We start from the raw sequence: 21728 nt of genomic DNA on the forward strand, positions 1-21728 counted from the left end.
TTTTGAAACGTTTTGCCCTGATCGGTGCGGCCGGTTATATCGCTCCGCGCCATATGCGCGCAATCAAAGACACTGGTAACGAGTTGGTGTCTGCTTATGATATCAATGATTCCGTTGGTATTATCGACAGCATTTCTCCGCAAAGTGAATTCTTCACCGAATTCGAGCGATTTACAGAGCATGCCTGGACTTTGAAGCGTAACACTGAGACGGCATTAGATTACGTTTCCGTCTGCTCGCCCAACTACTTGCATCACGCTCATATCGCTGCTGGCTTGCGTTTAGGTTGTGATGTGATTTGTGAGAAACCGTTGGTTCCAACTCCCGTGATACTTGATGAGTTGTCCCTGATCGAGCGAGAAACCGGCAAACGCGTGTACAATATTCTTCAACTGCGGCACCACCAGGCAATCCTTGATCTCAAGGATAAGGTTGCCCGCGAGGCAAGTGAGCATAAATATGATGTGGACCTTACTTATATCACCTCGCGGGGCAAATGGTATATGGAGAGCTGGAAAGGCGATCCACGTAAATCCTTCGGTGTGGCGACCAATATTGGTGTTCACTTCTACGATATGTTGCATTTTATTTTTGGCAATTTGCAGAGAAGTGTCGTGCATTTTACTGGTGAGCATAAAGCGGCGGGTTATCTCGAATATGAAAAAGCTCGTGTTCGCTGGTTTCTGTCCATTGATGCTAACGACCTGCCTGCTTCGGTTAAAGGCAAAAAGCCTACCTACCGCTCGATTACTGTAAGCGGAGAAGAGATGGAGTTTTCTGAAGGTTTTACCGACTTGCATACTACAAGTTACCGGGAGATCCTTTCTGGGGGGGCTATGGCATTGAAGATGCGCGTCATTGCGTTGAAACCGTAGATGCTATCCGTTCTGCTGCCATTGTTGGCCCTCAAAATCAGGAAGGTCATCCATTCCTTCAGCAACTCATTTGATAAGTTTTAGGCGCCAGCTAGCTGGTGGTCAGAGTAGTTGAAAGAGAGGACCTCATATGACTCATTACCAACATTCAAGCGCCATCATTGACGATGGTGCGCAAATTGGTGACGGCTCTCGTGTGTGGCATTTTGTTCACGTTTGTGGTGGCGCACGTATAGGTAAAGGGGTGTCATTAGGGCAGAACGTCTTTGTCGGAAACAAAGTCGTAATTGGCGATAACTGTAAGGTGCAAAATAACGTATCAGTATACGACAATGTTACCCTTGAGCAGGGAGTATTCTGCGGGCCAAGTATGGTTTTCACCAATGTCTATAACCCGCGCTCTTTGATTGAGCGTAAAAATGAGTACAGGGACACTTTAGTAAAAAAAGGGGCTACTCTCGGGGCCAATTGTACAATCGTTTGCGGTGTGACTATCGGGGAGTTCGCTTTTATCGGAGCGGGAGCAGTGGTGAACAAGAATGTGCCGGATTATGCGCTGATGGTTGGCGTTCCCGCGAGGCAGATCGGCTGGATGAGTGAGTTTGGTGAGCAGTTGGCATTACCTGTGATGGGCGAGGGGAAGGTAGTTTGTCAACACACGAATGCACACTATGTGTTGAAGGGTAGTATGCTCAGCAAAGTGGGTGTGTAATATATGATTGACTTTATCGACCTGAAAGCTCAGCAAGTTCACATCAAGGATAAAATCGATGCTGGTATTCAGCGTGTCCTGACTCATGGCAAATATATCCTAGGGCCGGAAGTCTCAGAGCTGGAAGAAAAACTGGCAGATTTTGTTGGAGCTAAATACTGCATTACCTGCGCCAACGGTACTGACGCTCTACAAATCGCTCTGATGGCTTTTGGCATTGAATCCGGTGATGAGGTTATCACGCCTGGTTTTTCTTATATTGCCACTGCTGAAACTGTAGTATTGCTGGGCGCGAAGCCGATATACGTGGATATTGATCCACGTACTTACAACCTCGACCCGCACCTGCTGGAAGCTGCTATCACTCCGCGTACGAAGGCGATTATCCCAGTGTCGCTTTATGGTCAGTGCGCCGACTTGGATGCTATTAATGCCATTGCAGCTAAATATGGTATACCAGTGATAGAAGATGCTGCACAGAGCTTTGGTGCTACTTATAAAGGTAAGCGTTCTTGTAATCTTACGACTGTTGGATGCACTAGCTTCTTCCCGAGTAAGCCATTGGGGTGTTACGGTGATGGTGGCGCCTTGTTCACAAATGACGATGAGCTAGCAAAAGTACTTCGCCAAATTGCTCGTCATGGACAAGATCGTCGCTATCACCACATTCGGGTAGGTGTAAATAGCCGACTGGATACATTACAAGCCGCGATACTATTACCTAAACTAGCTATTTTTGCTGAAGAAATAGTTTTGCGTCAGCAGGTCGCTGACTTATACAACCGAAAGTTACATGAAGTGGGGTGTACCTTTACTCCTTATGTAGAGCCCCATAATACTAGTGTCTATGCCCAATATACCATTCGTGTTAAAGGGCGAGAGCATTTGTTAGCTGAGTTTCACAGGTCTGGCATCCCAACCGCAGTACATTACCCCATACCGCTTAATAAGCAACCCGCAGTTGCAGACAGTAGAAGCTTTCTCCCTGTAGGGGATCGAGTCGCTAATGAAGTGATGAGTTTACCAATGCATCCTTATTTGTCAGAGCAGCAGTTGTCGGCTATTGCTACAGCATACGGAGCCGCGGTAAGTGTTATTTGCCAAACTGAAAGTTAATTCCTTTCTAGCATCGGTTATGCTTCTTGCGGGAAGTGCCGCAATTGCCCAAGGTATAACTTTAGGGGTGACGCCGATCCTGACAAGGATTTTCTCTCCAGAGGAATTTGGATTTTTGGCGGTATTTACATCAGCACTTACAATTTTGCTTGCAGTAAGTTCTTTACGATATGAGTTCGCCCTGCCAAAGGTGCGAAATGTAAAGCAAGCTCAAACACTAGTCTTTTTATGTCTTTGGGTTCTTCTAGTTAGTGGTTTTTTTGTATTTGTTTTTGTCGTGCTCACAACATCGTCGGGGTTTGTATTTTGGGGGGATCAGGGATTAATTTGGTTTTTGCCGATCGGTGTAATATTTGCTGGAGCTTTCCAAGTTGCTAATTATTGGGCCGTAAGGGGGAAATCTTTCAATGATTTAGCAAAGGCGAATGTGAGTCGGAGCTTATTTCAGGCCGTGACCCAGGTAGGGTTGGGACTCGCGGGTATTGGTGTGATTGCCCTTGTGGCTGGCTATGTGCTTAGCCAGGCAGTGGGTGCAATAAAGATTTTATCAGGTGTGATTAGAGATACCCGGCTCCCTTCGTATCCGAGATTGAAAGTTGTAGCTGTCAGGTATATACGATTCCCACTGTTTTCTATGCCAGCAAGCGTCTTGAATGTTAGTGCTTTACATTTGACTCCGTTTCTTCTCGTTTATCTTTACGGTGCTGCGTCTGCAGGTTTTTTTCTTTAGCACATCGAGCTATGGGTGCGCCTATGGCGTTTTTAGGGATGGCGATCGCTAATGTTTACCTTTCTGAACTCCCAAAGATTAAAGAGTCTGAACCTGAGCGGCTATTGGGGTTTTATTTGCGATCTTGCCGAAACCTCTTGGCCGTCGGTTTACCTTTGGTTTGCTCGGCTACCCTCATTCTTTGGTGGGGGGTTGACTATATTTTTGGCGCGCAGTGGTCAAAGGTAACAGATTATGTCATATATCTTATTCCTTTTTTCTTGGGACAGTTTGTAGTTGCGCCTCTTAGTCAGACACTCAATGTTATAGATAGACAAGATGTTCAGCTTCTCTGGGACCTGATTAGATTATTGGTGCCTAATTTGGCGCTGGTCTTGTGTTTTTTAACTGGATTTGGGGATGTGGAGTCTCTTGGAGCTTATGGGGTTTCTATGTGTCTTATTTATGTGCTCAATATAATCCTAACAGTTTTCAGTATTAATTCGTTTGTTCGTCGCGAGCAAGTGGTGGCATAAGGATGAGACAGTTTGTTTTTTTGCTGACTTCTATTCTATTTTCTATATTGCTTTATGTCTTGCATCCATTTTTTTATGAGTGGAATCTTTTTGCCGCATTAAGAAATGAGAGTCATAATGTGTCTCTTTTTGTGGTGTCTCTTCTCTGTGTTGTTTTGGTGGCTATCCCGGCAGCCTTTATTAGGTCGGGTGTATATGCGATCTTTAACGCTTGTTTACTATTTACCCTTTTTATCCCTTTTTTCTCTCTGATGCCATATTACAACCCTAGATATGTTTTTTCGGAGGTCTCATGCTTTGCGGTTGTTATATCTGTGATGTTCTCAATTATGGGTGTATTTTTTGGGTTGAAGAGTTTTAAAATTGATTGGTGTGGGTTCGGCTATATTCGAAAGACACAATTCCTATTTGTATTATTCTTGATTAACATTTTGAATATTTGCCTTATAGTTTTTACTTTTAAGGATGTTTTTTCATTTGGTGCGATTAGTAATATTTATATGCAGCGCGCGATTTATACTGAATCGGCTAATGTAGTTTCATATTTTGTGAATTGGCAGTTTATGGTTTTTTCGCCTCTTCTTTTGTTGATATCCATGATGCGACGCCGGCTTGATCTGATTGTTCTTGCACTGATTGGCTTTTTTGTTGTGTTTTCAATAACAGCCTTCAAAGTGGCTCTTTTGGTGCCGTTTTTGATGGTTGTTGGCTTTGTTACTTCAGGCTTGTGGAAAAAAGGGTCGGTGTACACCTTGTTTCCACTCTGTTTTTGCTAATGATTCTAGTTGCTTTTTGGAATGATTTTGGCTCTGAAGATAAATCTGTGTCTGCCCTCCTTGTAGATAGGGTTGTCTATGCGCATGGGGTGATTAGTCTATTTATAATTGAGATGTTCTCTGATGCTCAGCTTGTATATTGGTCTAATAGTTTTTTGAGACATTTTGTCGATCCTGTCTATGATGTTGACCCCTTTGTTATGGTTGGTAATGAATATTGGGGGAAATTTGTAAGGGCAAATACAGGTTTTTTTGGTGATGGCTTTATTAATGCCGGGTGGTTGGGGGTTTTGGGCTCTACATTAGTTGCAGCCTTGCTTCTTGGAGTTGCTCAGTCGTTGCTGGAGGATAAGTATGGTCATTATGCTTATTTGATATTTTTGCCTCATATCGTTTCTATGCTGAATGGCCCAATACAGGTGTCACTAATTACAAATGGCTTAGTGGTTTTGCTCGTTTTATCTTTGTTTTCACCTGCATTCAATATGAAATTAGAACGTAGTGATAGAAGCTATAAGGGGCCGACTATTGCTTAAAGAGTGTGAGATTCATGAAAATTGCCTACGTTGTTGAGACTTATACAGAAGGTCTCGGTTATATTGATAATGTTTTGCCCAAGGAGCTTGGGGCTGAGGGGGATCAAGTGCACATAATAACTTGCCGTCTCCCGGCGTATTATCAGAATTCGGCAGCATTCTTTGGGGCGCTGCCTGAAAAGGGCGATTATTTAGAAGAGGAAAAATCTGAGAATTGCACTATACACACTTGTGCTTATAAGAATCTGGGGAAGCGAATTCTTATCAAGGGACTCTTCAATAAGTTAAAAAGTATAGATCCAGATGTTGTCATAGTCAGAGGTATTGCGTCCCCTGTTCTGGGTCAAGTAGTGCTGGCCAAATTGCTCTTGGGGTTTGAGATTTTCACTTCTACTGGTCAAGCTTATTCCGCTCTTCCTCAGGCTCTGAGGGAGGGAGGTCTATCTATGGTAAAGGTTCATAATTTCTTTTCTCGTTTCTTGATTGGAAAATTTTTCAGCTATTTTGTCACCAAATGTATTGGTTCAACGGAAGATTGTATTGATGCAGTAGTGGATTTCTATGGTGTGCCTAGACGTAAAACAGTAGTCATATCCCTTGGCGTAGACACGAATATATTTTTTCCTGCTGTGGACCCTTCTGTGCTGAGGGCTCGATTTGAAGTAAGAGAGAGTCTGGGAATCTCGAATGAAGAAATTGTGTGTATATGGACGGGCAGAATGACTACGGCTAAATCAGTTGAGGTTCTGGCACAGGCGGTGGAAGAGTTAAATTCTGAAGGATACCCTTTTGTTGCTGTTTTCGTGGGTGATGGGCCTGAGAAAGAAAAGTTAAAAAAGTATAAAAAATCTACTATTCAGCCATTTGTGCCTTGGTCTGAGCTGCCAGCATTTTATCGTGCAGCTGATATTGCAGCATGGCCTCGCTCGATTACTACTAGCACCCTTGATGCTTCCGCGTGTGGTCTACCGGTTATCCTGAGTGATCAGGAAAAAGCGCAAGAGCGCTGGGAGGATATTGGCTCGACTTATGAGCTGGGTAATGTGGCATCAATGAAGGCGACATTAATGAAATATCGAGATATTAAACGGCGTTCTGCTATTGGTTTCCTTGCCGCTGCTCGGATGCGTGAACACTATAGTTGGAAGGTGATTGCTCGGGAGTTTAAGCGAGAGCTGAAATCTAGAGGGGTTAAATTATGTCGTTACGTATATACCTGAGAAACATTGATGCTATATACATTTTTTACCGATCGTCACTTATGTTGCTGAAACGTAAGTTTTATGGGCTTAAGCATGTGCACTCGACTTTTTTTATGGCTGGAAAGGGGCGAGTCTCAAGAGACTTTGTGGCTGCCGAGTATAGCTTTATTTCTGATGGTTGTAGAATATGTCCGAAAGTGAGTATTGGCCGGTATACAATGTTTGGTCCAAATGTAACGATAACAGGCGGAGATCATAGATTCGATATTCCTGGGACGCCCATGATATTTTCAGGTCGTCCGAAGCCAAAGCAAACGATTATTGAAGATGATGTGTGGGTCGGCTACGGCAGTGTGATAATGAGTGGAGTCAGAGTTGGGCGTGGGGCTATCATCGCCGCAAACTCTGTTGTGACGAAAGATGTGCCGCCGTATGAGATTTATGGTGGTGTACCTGCAAAGAAAATCAAAGATCGATTTTCTTCAGTTGAGGATATTAACATACACGACGTAATGCTTGAGCAGGCTCCTAGGCGCGGTCGCTTTTGCTCTGATATTGGTAAATAGGAAACGACTTATGTTTGTTGGTAAAGTTCTGTTAATAACGGGGGGGACAGGCTCCTTCGGTAATGCTGTACTTAAGCGCTTTCTTGATACTGGCGTCAAAGAAATCCGTATCTTCAGTCGTGATGAGAAGAAGCAAGATGCTATTCGAAAGCGCTACTCAAATCCCAAATTGAAATTTTACATTGGTGATGTGCGTGATTATCAAAGTGTGTTAAATGCTACACGCGGTGTTGATTTCATTTTTCATGCTGCTGCGTTAAAGCAAGTGCCTTCTTGTGAATTTCACCCTATGGAAGCGGTGAAGACTAACGTTTTGGGCACTGAAAACGTGCTAGAAGCTGCTATCCAGAATGGGATCAAACGAGTTGTTTGTTTGAGTACCGATAAAGCGGTGTATCCGATTAATGCCATGGGCATCTCTAAGGCTATGATGGAGAAGGTCATGGTGGCGAAGTCACGCAATGTAGATGAGAGTAGAACAGTAATTTGCGGTACCCGGTACGGAAATGTTATGGCCTCCCGTGGCTCGGTAATTCCCCTGTTTATCGAGCAGATTCGTTCCGGGCAGCCTCTGACGTTAACTGACCCAAACATGACCCGCTTTATGATGACGTTGGCAGACGCCGTAGACTTAGTGCTTTACGCCTTCGAGTATGGCAGTAACGGTGACCTATTTGTGCAGAAAGCACCGGCCGCTACAGTGGAAGTTCTTGCCAAGGCATTGACGCAAATGTTAGACAAACCTGACCACCCCATCCAGGTAATCGGCACTCGGCATGGCGAGAAACTTTATGAGGCATTGCTTAGTCGTGAAGAAATGGCTTGTGCCGAAGATAGGGGCGATTACTATCGCGTGCCGCCGGACTTACGTGATCTTAACTATGCCAAATTTGTAGAGCAGGGGGAGGAAAAGATCTCGCTTATGGAAGACTATAACTCGCACAATACCAAACGCCTGGATGTCGAGAGTATGCAACGTTTGCTCCTCAAGCTGGACTTTATGAGTGCTATCCAGCGTGGTGAGCACGCTACGCTGGAGGAGTGATCGATGAAAGTATTGATCACCGGTTCAAATGGTTTCATTGCGCGGAATCTTATCTCGCACTTGGAAGAGCGGCAAGATATTGAGATATTATGCTTTACCCGAAATGATTCGTTAGATGCCTTGGAGAGCCTTGTAGAGCAAGCTGATTTTGTGTTTCACCTGGCTGGAGTCAATCGCCCACAGGATCCTAAGGAGTTTCAGAGTGGAAATACCGACCTGACTCGTAAGTTATGTGAGACTATCGAAACTAGTGGCCGGAATATCCCTGTGTTGTACACCTCATCAAGCCAGGCTGAGCTGGATAATCTCTATGGGAACAGCAAGCGCAATGCCGAGAAAGAGTTGCTTGACCTGAATTGCAGGTATGGCTCCGAGGTGCATATTTTCCGCTTGCCTAATGTGTTCGGCAAATGGGCCCGGCCAAATTACAATTCGGCTGTGGCGACATTCTGCCATAACATCGCACGAGACATACCAATACAGGTCAACGACGCTCAGGCGTCCATCACCTTGGTTTATGTCGATGATGTGATTGCTCACTTTATCGCAGTGATGGAAGGCAGAAAGGTAGGTACCCCGTTTGTTACTATTGATCCGCAATTCCAAGTTACGGTCGGTGAGTTGGCTGAACAATTATACGCATTCCGTGATAGTCGCACCACTTTAGTTAGTGAACGTGTCGGTTCCGGCTTAGTTCGCGCCCTTCATTCTACGTATTTGAGTAATTTACCGCCCGAGCGTTTCGCTTATGAGGTGCCGAAATATGGCGATCAACGTGGAGTGTTTGTGGAAATGCTTAAGACCAAAGATTCTGGGCAGTTTTCTTTTTTAGCGCCCACCCAGGGGTTACGCGGGGTGGCCATTACCATCACACCAAAACGGAAAAATTTTTAGTTGTCAAGGGGCGGGCCTGTTTCCGCTTTCGCAATATCAGCACTAGTGAATTTCATGAGCTGATCACTTCGGGTGACCAGCCGGAGATAGTCGAAACAGTGCCCGGTTGGACCCATGACATTACTAATGTTGGTGATGAAGAGATGATAGTGATGCTCTGGGCTAATGAGATTTTTAATCGCGAGCAACCCGATACCTATGCCTGCTCCATCGGGGTTGAGGCATAAACACCCTCTTGTTGAGAATTTCCATGAAAAAGTTGAAAGTTGTCACTGTAGTAGGTACTCGTCCAGAGATTATCCGCCTTTCGCGTGTTATGGCCAAGCTGGATCAGCACTGTGAGCATCTATTGATTCATACTGGCCAAAACTATGATTACGAATTGAACGAGGTTTTTTTTCAGGATCTCGGTATTCGAAAACCTGATTTTTTTCTCAATGCAGCTGGAGAGACCGGTGCCGAAACTATAGGAAACGTGATTGTTGCCGTGGATCGTGTGCTGGCTGAAGTTCAGCCGGAGGCATTGCTGGTATTGGGCGATACCAATAGTTGCATGGCAGTAATTCCTGCTAAGCGACGCAAGATACCGACTTTTCATATGGAAGCTGGCAACCGTTGCTTTGATATGCGTGTTCCTGAAGAAATCAATCGCCGTATTGTGGACCATACGGCCGATATTAATCTGACTTACAGTACAATTGCCCGAGAATATCTCTTAAGAGAGGGGCTACCGCCTGAGATGGTGATTAAAACAGGTAGCCCCATGTTCGAGGTACTTAATCATTATCGAGACGGCATTGAAGCTTCAGATATATTAGGCCGCTTAGACCTAAAGGCTGGAAAGTTTTTCTTGATAAGTGCTCACCGGGAAGAAAATGTCGATTCCGATAATAACTTTCTCAAGCTAGTAAATGTTCTTAACTCTGTTGCGGAGCATTATGGCTATCCAGTGATTGTTTCAACCCATCCTCGTACTCAGAAGCGGGTTGACGCAATGAAAATTGTATTTCATGAAAATGTGCGCTTACTCAAACCGCTCGGTTTCAAGGATTACAACAAGCTACAGCTTACAGCAAAAGCCGTGCTTTCAGATAGTGGAACGATCAATGAAGAGTCCTCGATTCTCAACTTTCCAGCATTGAATATCCGTGAAGCTCATGAGCGCCCTGAGGGTATGGAAGAAGCTGCTGTCATGATGGTTGGGCTTGAAGTCGAGAGAGTTATGCAGGGCCTACAGATACTTGAGACTCAAACAAGGGGTATAGAGCGCAGTTTACGTACGGTAGCAGATTACAGTATGCCTAATGTTGGTGAAAAAGTGGTGCGTATTATTCATAGTTATCGAGATTATGTGATGCGCAATGTCTGGAAGCGGAACAGCTGAGCTTTTGCATGCCTGAGCAAAAATTGAACATTCTGATTGTCAGTCAATATTTTTGGCCTGAAAATATGCGTATTAATGACCTTGCTGAAGGCTTGGTTCAGCGCGGGCACTCAGTTACTGTTTTGACAGGTAGGCCTAACTACCCGGAAGGACATATATTTGACGATTTCCGTCAATCGCCAAATGACTATGTTGAATATCGTGGTGCAAAAATTGTACGGGTGCCGATTGTCCCTCGGGGAAAAAGAAGTATTACTCTTTTCTTAAATTATGTATCGTTTTTCTTAAGTGGAGCGGTATTGGGTGGCTGGAAATTACGCGGAAATAAATTTGACGTAATTTTTGTTTATGCGGTCTCACCGATCATGTCGGCCATCCCAGCTCTTGTGATTGGAAAGTTAAAGAAAGTACCAGTATTTATCTGGGTTCTTGATTTATGGCCAGAGACATTGAAAGCAGTTGGAGTATTGAGTAATGAGCGCCTGCTTTCGGCGGTAGGAAAGGTCGTGTCTTGGATATATAACAAGGCTGATTATTTACTTCTCCAATCAAAAGCTTTTTCCACCAGTGTGCAGCAGTACTGCACGCGTATGATGCCTCCCAATAGGTTGGTGTATTTCCCAAGTTGGGCTGAGGATGGTTTTTCTAGTGTTCCTGAAGAGAAGTCGTTGCTAATTGAGCATGCTCCCTGTTCGTTTACAATTTTATTTGCAGGCAACCTGGGAGAGGCCCAGGATTTTCCTGCGATTCTTGATGTGGCTGAGGGGTTGCGCAGCCAGCTAGACATCCGCTGGGTTATTGTTGGGGACGGTAGGATGAGCAGGTGGCTTGAGGAGCAAGTCAACGAACGAGATCTGGATAACGTATATTTACTTGGGCGTCACCCTCTCGAGGCTATGCCCCCATTATTTGCAATAGCTGATGCACTCTTGGTCTCATTGAAGACCAATGAGGTATTCGAGAAGACCATTCCAGGTAAGGTGCAGGCTTACTTGGCATCGGGTAAGCCTATTTTGGGGATGATCGATGGGGAGGCGGGTCGAATCATTGAGGAGGCTAATGCAGGACTGGTCTGCAACTCGGGAGACCGTCGCGGCTTAACAGCGGTTGTTAGCCAAATGGCACAGATGAGTGCATCACAAAGGGAAGATATGGGGGACGCAGCTAAACGTTACTATCAAGACAATTTTTCTAAGGAGAAGCTATTCTCAAGGCTGGAGAGCTTATTTCACCAGGCTACCCTGAGGCAAAAAAATTGACTGCAAAAAAAGTACTTTTAACTGGTGGTAGTGGGTTTGTTGGAAGAGGGCTGCTTTCTCGTATGTCTGCTGACGGATACAGGATAGTAGCCTGCTCTAGAACTCCAATATCAGAATTACCTGTTGGAGTGATTAACTCACATTTTGATTTTCTTGATGGCACTACTAGCTGGGAATCTTCATTAATAGATACTGATGTAGTGATCCATTTGGCTGCTCGTGTCCATGTTATGCAGGATACGTCACCTGACCCGTTTGCGGAGTTCTATAAAGTCAATGTTGAAGGCACGTTAAACCTCGCTCGCCAGGCTGCCGAACAGGGTGTACGCCGTTTCATCTTCATCAGCTCGATTAAAGTTAATGGTGAGTGTACGTCAGGGAGAGAGCCTTTCCTTGCCGATGTGAAGGCGGCTCCTAAAGATTCGTATGGTATCTCCAAATTGGAAGCTGAGAAGGGGTTGCGTGCACTGGCGGTTGAAACTGGGATGGAGGTGGTGATTATCCGCCCGACACTTGTGTATGGGCCGGGTGTGAAAGCTAACTTTTTCAATATGATGCGTTGGTTGCATAAAGGCATACCTTTGCCTTTCGGGGCTATTTACAATCAGCGCAGTCTGGTCGCGTTAGATAATCTAGTCGATCTGATCGTAACTTGTGTTTGCCATCCTGCTGCTGCCAATCAGACTTTCCTGGTTAGCGATGGTGAAGATCTTTCTACTACGGGGTTGTTGCGTAGGATGGGCATAGCATTAGGTAAGCCTGCACGATTGTTGCCTGTTCCAGGCAGGCTTTTGGAGGCTAGTGCGGCGGTTTTAGGGAGGCGATCTCTCTCTCAGAGGCTGTGCGGATCTTTGCAGGTTAATATCGATAAAACACGAGAGCTATTAAACTGGGCTCCCCCGGTTAGTGTTGACCAGGCGTTGCATAAGACGGCGAAGCACTTTTTGGAGCAGCAATGCAAATGACTATTTTGCTGCTGTTTGCTGTGGCTTGCGTTTCACTTTTTATGACTGGTGCCTTGCGTCGTTACGCACTAACACGGAGCCTGATGGATATCCCGAATGCACGCAGTTCGCACTCTGTGCCGACGCCGCGCGGCGGTGGGGTGGCCATTGTGGTGGCCTTCCTGGTAACTTTGCCGGTTTTGACTTGGGCAAATATGTTGTCCTGGGACGTGATGTGGGCGCTACTGGGAGCAGGTACCGGTGTGGCCGTAATTGGCTTTCTGGATGACCATGGCCATATTCCCGCTCGCTGGAGATTATTGGGGCACTTCACGGCTGCCATTTGGGCATTGTTCTGGTTGGGTGGGCTACCGCCACTGAGTCTATTCGGTATGCCCCTGGACTTGGGGTGGATTGGGCATGCGCTGGCGGCTGTCTATCTAGTTTGGCTGTTGAATCTCTACAATTTTATGGATGGCATTGATGGCGTTGCCAGTGTAGAGGCCATTTGTGTATGCCTGGGCGGAGCTCTGTTGTATGCAGTCTTGGGTTTTACCGGCTCACTACAGACTCCGGTATGGATCACGCCGCTGCTTCTTGCTGTTGCGGTCGTAGGCTTTTTGTTTTGGAACTTTCCTCCTGCAAGAATATTTATGGGCGATGCGGGCAGCGGTTTTCTAGGTATCACTTTGGGGATATTGTCTCTGCAGGCTGCCTGGGTGGCACCGCAGTTATTATGGAGCTGGTTAATCCTGCTCGGGGTCTTCGTATTGGATGCCACTTGGACCTTGATGCGTCGCTTGCTGCGTGGAGAAAAGGTGTATGAGGCACATCGAAGTCATGCTTACCAGTACGCCTCACGTCAGTTCGGTAATCACTTGCCTGTAACTCTGGCAGTGCTGGGTATTAATTTACTTTGGTTGCTGCCAATTGCATTGTGGGTTGGACTGGGAGAATTGAATGGTATGCTAGGTTTGCTTATTGCTTATTTCCCCCTGCTGGTACTGGCGGTGAAGTTTAAAGCGGGCGGGCAAGAATAGGTAATGGATCTTACTGTAGTTAATTTATTGGTTATTCCTGGTAGCGAAAAGTACGTCCTAAAATGAAACCCTTAAAAAGTAATGACACTTTGCGTGACAAGTAATTGAGATATGAGCCTAAAAAAAACACTGCTAATTCTGGGGGCAGGTGGCCATGGCAAAGCCGTGGCTGAGGCCGCAATGTTGTCAGGAGAATGGCAGCGGGTTTGTTTTGCTGATGACCGTTGGCCGGAATTGAAAGAATCTTTCAATTGCCCTGTAATAGCGAATAGCTTCACTTTGGCTGAGGTTGCTGGAACAGTGGATGCTGCCATTGCAGCAGTTGGTAATAATGTATTAAGAGAGCAGTGGTTGGCAACTCTACAGCGAGAGGGCTTTCCAGTGGCTACGGTCGTCCATCCCTCTGCGTCTGTCAGTGCTAGTGCAGTGCTGGGGGCGGGAAGTACGATAATGGCGTTAGCCATGGTTGGAGTGGATGCACGGATTGACTGCGGTGCAATCGTCAATGCTCACGCAACTGTGGATCATGATGCTTGCTTGGGGGAGTTTGCCCACTTAGGAGTTGGCGTACATATAGCTGGCGGAGTGCAGGTGGGTGCAAAAGCCTGGTTGCAGGCGGGGTGCAGTGCTGGGTATCGCGTAGTTATAGCCGAGGGGGAGGTCTTGGCTCCGGGAACGGTGCTGACAGCATAATGATTACTATTATGGGGTCCAAAGAATAATGGATAAGCTGCGCAACTGGCTACTGGGGCTGCCCCGTCGCAATAAACGCATCTTACAAGTGGTAACTGATGTTCTGCTAGTGTGGCTAGCTCTTTGGCTGGCTTTTGCAATTCGTTTGGGTTTGGATAAGCCTGTTAACCCCTTTGCCGAACACGCTTGGTTATTTATCAGTGCACCGTTAATCGCGATACCTATTTTTGTTAGGTTTGGGATGTATCGTGCGGTGATGCGCTATTTCGGCAAGGATGCGCTGATTAGCATCTTCAAAGCGGTAATGCTATCGGCTTTGGTACTTGCTTTAGCTGTTTACTTGAACCGCGAGCCACCGGTAAGAGTGCCTCGCTCGGTTGTGTTTATCTACTGCTGGCTAAGCCTATTGATGATTGGCGGCCTCAGGCTGGTCATGCGACAGTACTTTATGGGCGACTGGTATGTGGCTAGCCAGCAGGTGCCCTTTATCAATCGAGTCGATCACTTACCGAAGGTGGCTATCTACGGTGCTGGGGCGGCAGGTAATCAATTGGTAGCGGCATTACGTATAGATCGAGTCATGCTGCCGGTGGCTTTTATCGATGATGATCGTGGCATTGCCAATCGGGTGATTGCGGGTTTACGGGTTTTCAAACCCAAGAATATTCAGCGGATGATTGAGCAAACCGGAGCTGAGGAAATTCTTCTTGCAATTCCGTCTGCCTCTCGAGCACGCCGACGCGAGATACTTGAGTTACTCGAAAGATTCCCTTTACATGTGCGTAGCGTACCGGGCTTCATGGATTTGGCCAGCGGTCGGGTTAAAGTCGAAGATATTCAGGAAGTAGATGTTGCTGATTTACTTGGCCGCGATGCGGTGCCGCCACAGCAGGCTCTTTTTGAAAGATGTATTCGTGGTCATGTAGTGATGGTGACTGGCGCTGGAGGCTCGATTGGTTCGGAGTTGTGTCGTCAGATTGTAGCTACAGGTCCAACTACACTGCTGTTGTTTGAGCACAGTGAGTTTAACCTTTACAGCATCCATACAGAGTTGGAGCAGCGGATCCGACGTGAATCGTTGCCAGTGCGATTGGTGCCGGTCCTTGGGTCTATCCGTAACCCAGGGCGCCTATTGGATCTGATGCGCTCCTGGGATGTGGCCACGGTGTATCATGCGGCGGCATATAAGCACGTCCCGATGGTTGAACATAATATTGCCGAGGGTGTGATGAACAACGTGTTTGGCTCTCTGCATACCGCCCAGGCGGCGGTAAAAGCAGGAGTTGAACACTTTGTATTGATTTCTACTGACAAAGCGGTGCGCCCAACCAATGTGATGGGTAGCACTAAACGCCTTGCAGAAATGGTGCTACAGGCGCTGAGCCAAGAGCCCGCTCCTACGCTGTTCAATGATGGTGAAGCTGTAAACCAGGTTAACAAAACCCGTTTCACCATGGTTCGATTCGGCAATGTGCTGGGTTCATCGGGGTCGGTGATCCCGCGTTTTCGTGATCAGATTAAGCGTGGGGGTCCGGTAACGGTAACGCACCCAAATATTACCCGCTACTTTATGACGATACCTGAGGCTGCTCAGTTGGTTATTCAAGCTGGTGCGATGGGGCAGGGTGGAGATGTGTTTGTACTGGATATGGGTAGTCCAGTGAAAATTGCCGAGTTAGCAGAAAAGATGATCCACCTCAGCGGTTGCTCTGTACGCTCTGAGAAAGACCCACACGGTGATATTGCTATCGAGTTTACCGGTTTGCGCCCTGGCGAAAAGCTTTATGAAGAACTTTTGATTGGTGATAACGTCAGCCCGACCGATCACCCAATGATCATGTGCGCGACAGAAGATCACTTGTCCTGGGAATCATTCAAGGCGGTGTTGGCCCAGCTACTTAGTGCGGTAGAGCGTGATGATTATGAGCGGGTACGCCAGCTACTGAGGGAAACTGTTTGTGGTTATATCCCTGAGGGCGAAATTGTAGATTGGGTTCATCAGAAGCGATGTGCGGAACCTGAGCTGGCTTAATCGCGCCGAACAGTTCATGTACCACCTTCGTCGTAACTTAGCCCAGGTTTAGTGCGAAGCTAGATGCAAGAATGGCGGAAAAATTTTCACCGTTGGCTGTTCAAAACAGCTCGTTAATAAATTCCGCCATGGCTAAATGATACTACCGACCTGAATTTCGTTTCCCTTCTCTTATTTGTGGACATGAGCCAATTGGATTTCAATAGACTTGGTTTTGAGTGGCTGGAGTAAAACCAGCCATCATCCAATAAGTGAACAACTCTGATCTCATGATCATGGTAAATATGGAGGTGGTTTTGATGGTCTCGCTTTGGGGAAGGCTCTCTGGCATTTTGTATTTCGTTTTCCCTGAAGTCAGCGTTGATCAAGGCTGTAAGCGATCAGTCTTTTTTAATCTCGATATGAAAAACTACTCTTGATAGCCGGCCCCCTAAAATTCGAAGCTAATAAAGCATCAATCGTATCGATGGTTTAGGAGCAATGTGTATCAAGGCTGCTGCCTGGCAGGGGGCTACTCCCGATTCAATTTAATGGGAAGTGTAATGATTGAGTATAGAGACGTTACCCTGTTAGCTCAGCAATTGGGCGAAGAGCTGGATAAACGTGCATGGCGAGTTACCGCTGCGGAGTCTTGCACTGGGGGGCTGTTGCCGCAGCGATAACCGCTATTGCCGGGGCATCAAGTTGGTTTGATGGCTCTGTCGTGAGTTATGCCAACCGCATCAAACACAGCGTTCTAGGTGTAGATGTCAAGGATTTACAACAGTTTGGTGCTGTCAGCGAGCCGGTTGCCCGCCAGATGGCCTGTGGCGTGTTGGCAATGATGGATGCCAATCTATCTGTTGCAGTGAGTGGTATCGCCGGTCCCGATGGTGGTACTGAAGAGAAGCCTGTAGGTACCGTCTGGATTGCCTGGGCTCATGCCGATGGGCAGGAACCCGTGCAGATCGATGCCCGTTGCTTTCATTTTCAAGGCGATAGGGCTGAAGTACAGGCGCAGACTGTGAGAGAGGCAATCAAAGGTATGCTCGCTATCCTGGATGAGCATCCGGTTTAGGGCTGCAGGGGGTTACCTTGGCAATGTTAGGGCGAGCTTTGCAGCTGCCCAAAGCCCATAATTTGCGCGATGGTGACTGGTACCGGTTGTGCCGGAATTACTGGTTGCCTATACAGTAATCCTTCGTTAAGCTTGCCACCAATCAACACAGCTTAGCAATATGGGAATGGTCATGGATTCCAATAAAGACAAGGCGCTAAAGGCGGCGCTCTCGCAGATCGAACGCCAGTTTGGCAAAGGCACAGTGATGCGCATGGGAGATAAAGAGCGCGAGCGTATCCCGGCGATCTCAACTGGCTCCTTAGGTCTGGATGTGGCCCTGGGTATTGGTGGTCTGCCCCGCGGCCGTATTGTTGAGATCTATGGTCCTGAATCCTCAGGTAAAACTACCCTGACACTGCAAGTTATTGCTGAGGCGCAGCGCAAAGGTGGCACCTGCGCGTTTGTGGATGCTGAACATGCGCTCGACCCCATCTATGCAGAGAAGCTGGGTGTTAATGTTGACGAGCTGATCGTTTCCCAGCCGGATACCGGTGAGCAGGCTCTCGAAGTGGCCGATATGCTGGTACGCTCCGGTGCCGTGGACGTGCTGGTAGTGGACTCTGTGGCGGCCTTGACCCCGCGTGCAGAGATTGAGGGCGAGATGGGGGATTCCCACGTCGGCTTGCAGGCCCGCCTGATGTCCCAGGCTTTGCGCAAGCTGACCGGTAATATCAAGAACACCAATACTCTGGCAATTTTTATTAACCAGATCCGTATGAAGATCGGTGTGATGTTTGGTTCCCCGGAAACCACCACTGGTGGTAACGCGCTTAAGTTCTATTCTTCCGTGCGTCTGGATATCCGTCGTATCGGTTCCGTAAAGGACGGCGATGAGGTAGTGGGTAATGAGACTCGCGTAAAAGTTGTCAAAAATAAGGTGGCGCCCCCTTCAAGCAGACTGAATTCCAGATCATGTATGGCGAAGGCATCAATATGGTTGGCGAGGTCGTCGACTATGGAGTGAAGCTGGGCTTGGTTGACAAGGCTGGTGCCTGGTACAGTTATAAGGGCGAGAAGATTGGCCAGGGTAAGGCTAACGCCACAAAGTTCTTACGTGACAACCCGGATATCCGCAATGAGATTGAAGGGCAGCTGCGTGCGCAACTGCTGGGTGACCTGGTTCCGGCAAGCCCCGAAAAGGTAGTGGAACTCCCGGAAGAGTAAGTGCCTTATTCAAACACGGATTTCTCCGTTGATCCCGCTCAAGTGCTGTTCGGTGCGGCGCTTGAGTTACTTGCCCGTCGTGAGCATTCGCGCCATGAATTGAAGCAAAAGCTTGCGGGCAAGTTCCCCGGTGCCGATTTCGATGCTCTATTCGAGCGCTTGCAAACACTTAATTATCAGTCAGATCAGCGCTTTGCTGAAGTATTTGTCCGCGCTCGTGTTCAGCGTGGGCAGGGGCCTATGCGTATTCGTCAGGAGTTGCAGCAGCGGGGGATTCGAGGAGAGCTCGCGACCCATGCGATTGAGCAGCTGGAGGTTGATTGGTTTGAGCTTGCCCAGGAGCAGCTCCAGCGCAAATACCGTGCTCCTATCAATATAGCGCTGCCCAGAGACCAGCAAATGAAAGAGCGCGCAAGGCGCCAGCGCTATTTGGCGTATCGCGGTTTTCCCGCAGATGCTATCAGCTGGGCGCTAGACGGGAAGTAATCGGGCTTATACTCTCATGCATGATTGGGTCACGGTGGTATTGTTGCTGTCCGACCTGTGATGATGAAAGCAAGAATAATAAGCGCGAGACACCCTATGATCCTATCCATTGACCAGGGCACTACGGGCACTACGGCCTTTGTCTTTAATAGTAGCGGTGCTCTGGTTGGGCGCAGTTACTCTGAAATCCCCAACTACTACCCTAAACCCGGTTGGGTTGAGCAGAATGCCGAAGAGATTTGGCAGGTGACGCAGCGGGTTTGCGCGGCAGCTCTGCAACGCGCCGGCATCCGCGCGTCCGATGTTGAGGCAGTGGGTATTACCAATCAGCGTGAAACTACAGTTCTGTGGGACCGGCATACCGGCGAGCCGGTGCACCCCGCCATTGTATGGCAGTGCCGTCGCTCCGCAGAAATCTGCCAGGAGTTAGCTGCTGCAGAAAAATCTGATTGGCTGCGCGAACGAAGTGGATTGCTGTTGGATGCCTATTTCTCCGCAAGCAAATTGCTGTGGATTTTCCGTGCACAGCCACAGCTGCTGGAGCGCGCTCATCGCGGAGACCTGTGTTTCGGCACAGTAGATAGCTGGCTGGTGTGGAAAATGAGCGGTGGCCGCGCACACTTGACTGATCACACCAATGCCAGTCGCACCCTACTTTACAACCTGGAACAAAAGCGCTGGGATCCGGAATTGCTGGCTCTCTTTGGTTGTCCAGAGTCTATCCTGCCGGAAATCCGGCCTTCTGCCGGTCATTTTACCGATACCGATCCTGAGGCGTTCATTGGGGCAAGCGCACCTATTTGTGGTGTGGCCGGCGATCAGCAGGCAGCGTTGTTTGGTCAGGGCTGTCTCCGTCCCGGGGAGATCAAAAATACTTATGGTACTGGCTGTTTTATGCTGGCTTTTGCAGGTGAGAAGCGACCGAAGCCATCTCCGGGGCTGCTCGCCACTATTGCCTGTGATATCAGCGGTGCCCCTGCTTATGCAGTTGAGGGGTCGGTATTTACCGCGGGGTCTGCGATCCAATGGCTACGTGATGAGATGGGCTTGATTCAGCAGGCAGTGGATACAGAGGTGATTGCGCAGAGTATTCCTGATACCCGTGGAGTTTACCTGGTGCCCGCGTTCAGTGGCCTCGGTGCTCCTCATTGGGACCCATCAGCGAGGGGCACTGTGTGCGGCTTGAGTCGCGGCGCTGGCCGGGCAGAAATAGTGCGCGCTACGCTTGAATCTATCGCCTATCAGAGTGATGAGTTGGCGCGCTTGATGGAGGGGGCTCTCGGGGTATCCATTAGCCATATGCGAGTGGATGGTGGGGCATGCGCAAATAATTTCCTGATGCAGTTTCAGGCAGATATTTCTGCGTTGCGGGTTGAGCGGCCAAAGCAAATCGAGTCTACAGCCATCGGCGCTGCTCTTCTGGCGGGTATTGGTAGTGGTCTGTGGCACTTTGACAAGTTGCCGGAATGTTTGAGGGAGATTGAGCGAGATTTTATGCCCTCTATGGCTGCTTCAGAAAGGAAATCGCGGTTGGCCGGCTGGCAACGGGCAGTTGCCGCGTGTAAGGCATTTTAGTTAGGCCAATAATTTTTCAAGATGGGCTTTCGGCACAGGGAGGTGGCCAAATGGCGGTTTGGGAGGAGTTACAGGCAACAGTTGATGCATTGGTGGATGGTCGCAGGGGAATTCTCGCTGCAGATGAGAGCAGTGGCACTATTGCCAAGCGTTTCAACACGATTGGGGTGGAGTCCACCGAGCAGAGTCGACGGGATTACCGTGCGGCCCTGCTAGAGGCAAAGGGCCTGGGAGATTTTATCAGTGGGGTAATTCTGTTTGAGGAGACGCTTGGTCAATGCAGTGCTAATGGCAAACTTTTGGCACAGGTGGCTGCGAATCAAAAGGTTGTCCCCGGGATTAAGGTCGACAAGGGAAAAGGGCCATTGGCTGGTGCTGCGGGGGATATGATTACATATGGCCTGGATGGACTTGCCGAACGACTGCGCGAGTACAAAAAGCAGGGAGCTCGATTTGCCAAGTGGCGTGAAGTCTATCCAGTTAGTCCACACAATCCCACCGAGCTCGGGCTACGGGCCAATGCCGAAATGTTGGCCCGTTACGCAGCTGTGTGTCAGGCCGAGGGCGTGGTGCCAATTGTGGAGCCGGAAGTTCTCATGGATGGGGATCACAGCATTGAGCGTTGTGCCGAAGTTAATGAACAAGTTTGGCATACTGTTTTTCACGCGCTGTATCGTCATGGTGTCACTCTTGAATTGATGTTACTGAAGCCCAGCATGGTCATACCTGGGGCGCAATCGGCGCGAGCGGAGCCGCAGCAGGTTGCGGAATCCACCCTGCGAAGTTTACGTCGGTCAGTGCCAGCAGCCGTACCGAGCATAAACTTCCTCTCTGGTGGCCAGGGGAACGAAGAGGCTTCTGAAAATCTCAACGCGTTGAACAAGATAAATAATGCACCTTGGCAACTGAGCTTTTCCTACGGCCGGGCGTTGCAGCAGCCAGCATTGGCAGCTTGGGCGGGGCGCTCTGAGAATATTGCCAAAGCACAGGGTGCGTTACTCAAGCGGGCACGCCTTAACCATTTGGCCATGTTGGGACAGTACCGCAGCAGTCTGGAGCGGGAGAGCTGACAGGTGCCGAATGGT

General features: G+C 48.1%; 19 protein-coding genes and 4 pseudogenes. All 23 read left to right on the forward strand.

What is annotated here, in order from left to right; genetic code table 11:
• Window positions 1-2 precede the first annotated feature (2 nt).
• Window positions 3-949: pseudogene (gene wbpB, locus P3339_RS06510) on the forward strand (UDP-N-acetyl-2-amino-2-deoxy-D-glucuronate oxidase).
• 56 nt (window positions 950-1005) lie between these two features.
• Window positions 1006-1587: a UDP-2-acetamido-3-amino-2,3-dideoxy-D-glucuronate N-acetyltransferase gene (gene wbpD / locus P3339_RS06515; RefSeq protein WP_282952784.1), complete on the forward strand. Its 582-nt coding sequence runs from the start codon at window positions 1006-1008 to the stop codon at window positions 1585-1587.
• Between the two features lie 3 nt (window positions 1588-1590).
• Window positions 1591-2703 (forward strand): DegT/DnrJ/EryC1/StrS family aminotransferase, encoded by a 1113-nt coding sequence (locus P3339_RS06520; RefSeq protein WP_282952785.1) that lies wholly within the window; start codon window positions 1591-1593, stop codon window positions 2701-2703.
• Window positions 2678-3433, forward strand: coding sequence for an oligosaccharide flippase family protein (locus P3339_RS06525; RefSeq protein WP_282952786.1), 756 nt, complete (start codon window positions 2678-2680; stop codon window positions 3431-3433). Before P3339_RS06520 ends, P3339_RS06525 begins: the two co-directional genes overlap by 26 nt.
• A 23-nt stretch (window positions 3434-3456) precedes the next feature.
• A complete protein-coding gene (locus tag P3339_RS06530) occupies window positions 3457-3948 on the forward strand; it encodes a lipopolysaccharide biosynthesis protein (RefSeq protein ID WP_282952787.1) in 492 nt (163 codons plus the stop codon).
• A gap of 2 nt (window positions 3949-3950) precedes the next feature.
• Complete coding sequence (locus P3339_RS06535) at window positions 3951-4724, forward strand: hypothetical protein (protein ID WP_282952788.1); 774 nt, start codon at window positions 3951-3953, stop codon at window positions 4722-4724.
• A complete protein-coding gene (locus P3339_RS06540) occupies window positions 4724-5260 on the forward strand; it encodes a hypothetical protein (RefSeq protein ID WP_282952789.1) in 537 nt (178 codons plus the stop codon). The genes P3339_RS06535 and P3339_RS06540 overlap by 1 nt, the downstream gene beginning before the upstream one ends.
• 14 nt (window positions 5261-5274) lie before the next feature.
• Window positions 5275-6480, forward strand: coding sequence for a glycosyltransferase family 4 protein (locus tag P3339_RS06545; protein ID WP_282952790.1), 1206 nt, complete (start codon window positions 5275-5277; stop codon window positions 6478-6480).
• A 293-nt stretch (window positions 6481-6773) separates the two neighbouring features.
• Window positions 6774-6953 (forward strand): annotated as a pseudogene (locus tag P3339_RS23775) (DapH/DapD/GlmU-related protein); the annotation flags it as partial.
• An 85-nt stretch (window positions 6954-7038) separates the two neighbouring features.
• A complete protein-coding gene (locus P3339_RS06555; RefSeq protein ID WP_282952792.1) occupies window positions 7039-8073 on the forward strand; it encodes a polysaccharide biosynthesis protein in 1035 nt (344 codons plus the stop codon).
• A gap of 3 nt (window positions 8074-8076) precedes the next feature.
• Window positions 8077-8967 (forward strand): NAD-dependent epimerase/dehydratase family protein, encoded by an 891-nt coding sequence (locus P3339_RS06560; RefSeq protein WP_282952793.1) that lies wholly within the window; start codon window positions 8077-8079, stop codon window positions 8965-8967.
• Window positions 8952-9194, forward strand: a pseudogene (locus tag P3339_RS23780) (polysaccharide biosynthesis C-terminal domain-containing protein); the annotation flags it as partial. The gene P3339_RS06560 and the pseudogene P3339_RS23780, both read left to right, overlap by 16 nt.
• Window positions 9195-9217: 23 nt before the next feature.
• Complete coding sequence (gene wecB / locus P3339_RS06570; protein ID WP_282952795.1) at window positions 9218-10351, forward strand: non-hydrolyzing UDP-N-acetylglucosamine 2-epimerase; 1134 nt, start codon at window positions 9218-9220, stop codon at window positions 10349-10351.
• 8 nt (window positions 10352-10359) lie between these two features.
• On the forward strand, window positions 10360-11610 hold the full coding sequence (locus P3339_RS06575) for a glycosyltransferase family 4 protein (RefSeq protein ID WP_282952796.1): 1251 nt from the start codon (window positions 10360-10362) through the stop codon (window positions 11608-11610).
• The gene (locus P3339_RS06580; RefSeq protein ID WP_282952797.1) at window positions 11607-12575 is read left to right on the forward strand and encodes a UDP-glucose 4-epimerase family protein; all 969 of its coding nucleotides are present in this window, start codon (window positions 11607-11609) and stop codon (window positions 12573-12575) included. Before P3339_RS06575 ends, P3339_RS06580 begins: the two co-directional genes overlap by 4 nt.
• Window positions 12566-13594, forward strand: a complete 1029-nt coding sequence (locus P3339_RS06585; RefSeq protein WP_282952798.1) for an MraY family glycosyltransferase — start codon at window positions 12566-12568, stop codon at window positions 13592-13594. Before P3339_RS06580 ends, P3339_RS06585 begins: the two co-directional genes overlap by 10 nt.
• Window positions 13595-13705: 111 nt before the next feature.
• Window positions 13706-14287 (forward strand): acetyltransferase, encoded by a 582-nt coding sequence (locus P3339_RS06590; RefSeq protein ID WP_282952799.1) that lies wholly within the window; start codon window positions 13706-13708, stop codon window positions 14285-14287.
• Window positions 14288-14315: 28 nt separating this feature from the next.
• Window positions 14316-16319 carry a polysaccharide biosynthesis protein gene (locus P3339_RS06595; protein WP_282952800.1) on the forward strand — a complete coding sequence of 668 codons (2004 nt, stop codon included), beginning with the start codon at window positions 14316-14318 and terminating at the stop codon, window positions 16317-16319.
• Between the two features lie 607 nt (window positions 16320-16926).
• Entirely contained in the window at window positions 16927-17376 is a 450-nt protein-coding gene (locus tag P3339_RS06600) for a CinA family protein (protein ID WP_502867320.1), read from the forward strand.
• 172 nt (window positions 17377-17548) lie between these two features.
• A pseudogene (gene recA, locus P3339_RS06605) lies at window positions 17549-18582 on the forward strand (recombinase RecA).
• Window positions 18583-19068 carry a regulatory protein RecX gene (locus P3339_RS06610; RefSeq protein WP_020411325.1) on the forward strand — a complete coding sequence of 162 codons (486 nt, stop codon included), beginning with the start codon at window positions 18583-18585 and terminating at the stop codon, window positions 19066-19068.
• A gap of 96 nt (window positions 19069-19164) precedes the next feature.
• Complete coding sequence (gene glpK / locus P3339_RS06615; RefSeq protein ID WP_282952801.1) at window positions 19165-20643, forward strand: glycerol kinase GlpK; 1479 nt, start codon at window positions 19165-19167, stop codon at window positions 20641-20643.
• A 50-nt stretch (window positions 20644-20693) separates the two neighbouring features.
• Window positions 20694-21713 (forward strand): class I fructose-bisphosphate aldolase, encoded by a 1020-nt coding sequence (locus P3339_RS06620; RefSeq protein ID WP_282952802.1) that lies wholly within the window; start codon window positions 20694-20696, stop codon window positions 21711-21713.
• Window positions 21714-21728: the final 15 nt, after the last annotated feature.

The sequence above is a fragment of the Microbulbifer sp. MLAF003 genome, assembly GCF_030012965.1.
GTDB classification, from domain to species: Bacteria; Pseudomonadota; Gammaproteobacteria; order Pseudomonadales; family Cellvibrionaceae; genus Microbulbifer; species Microbulbifer variabilis.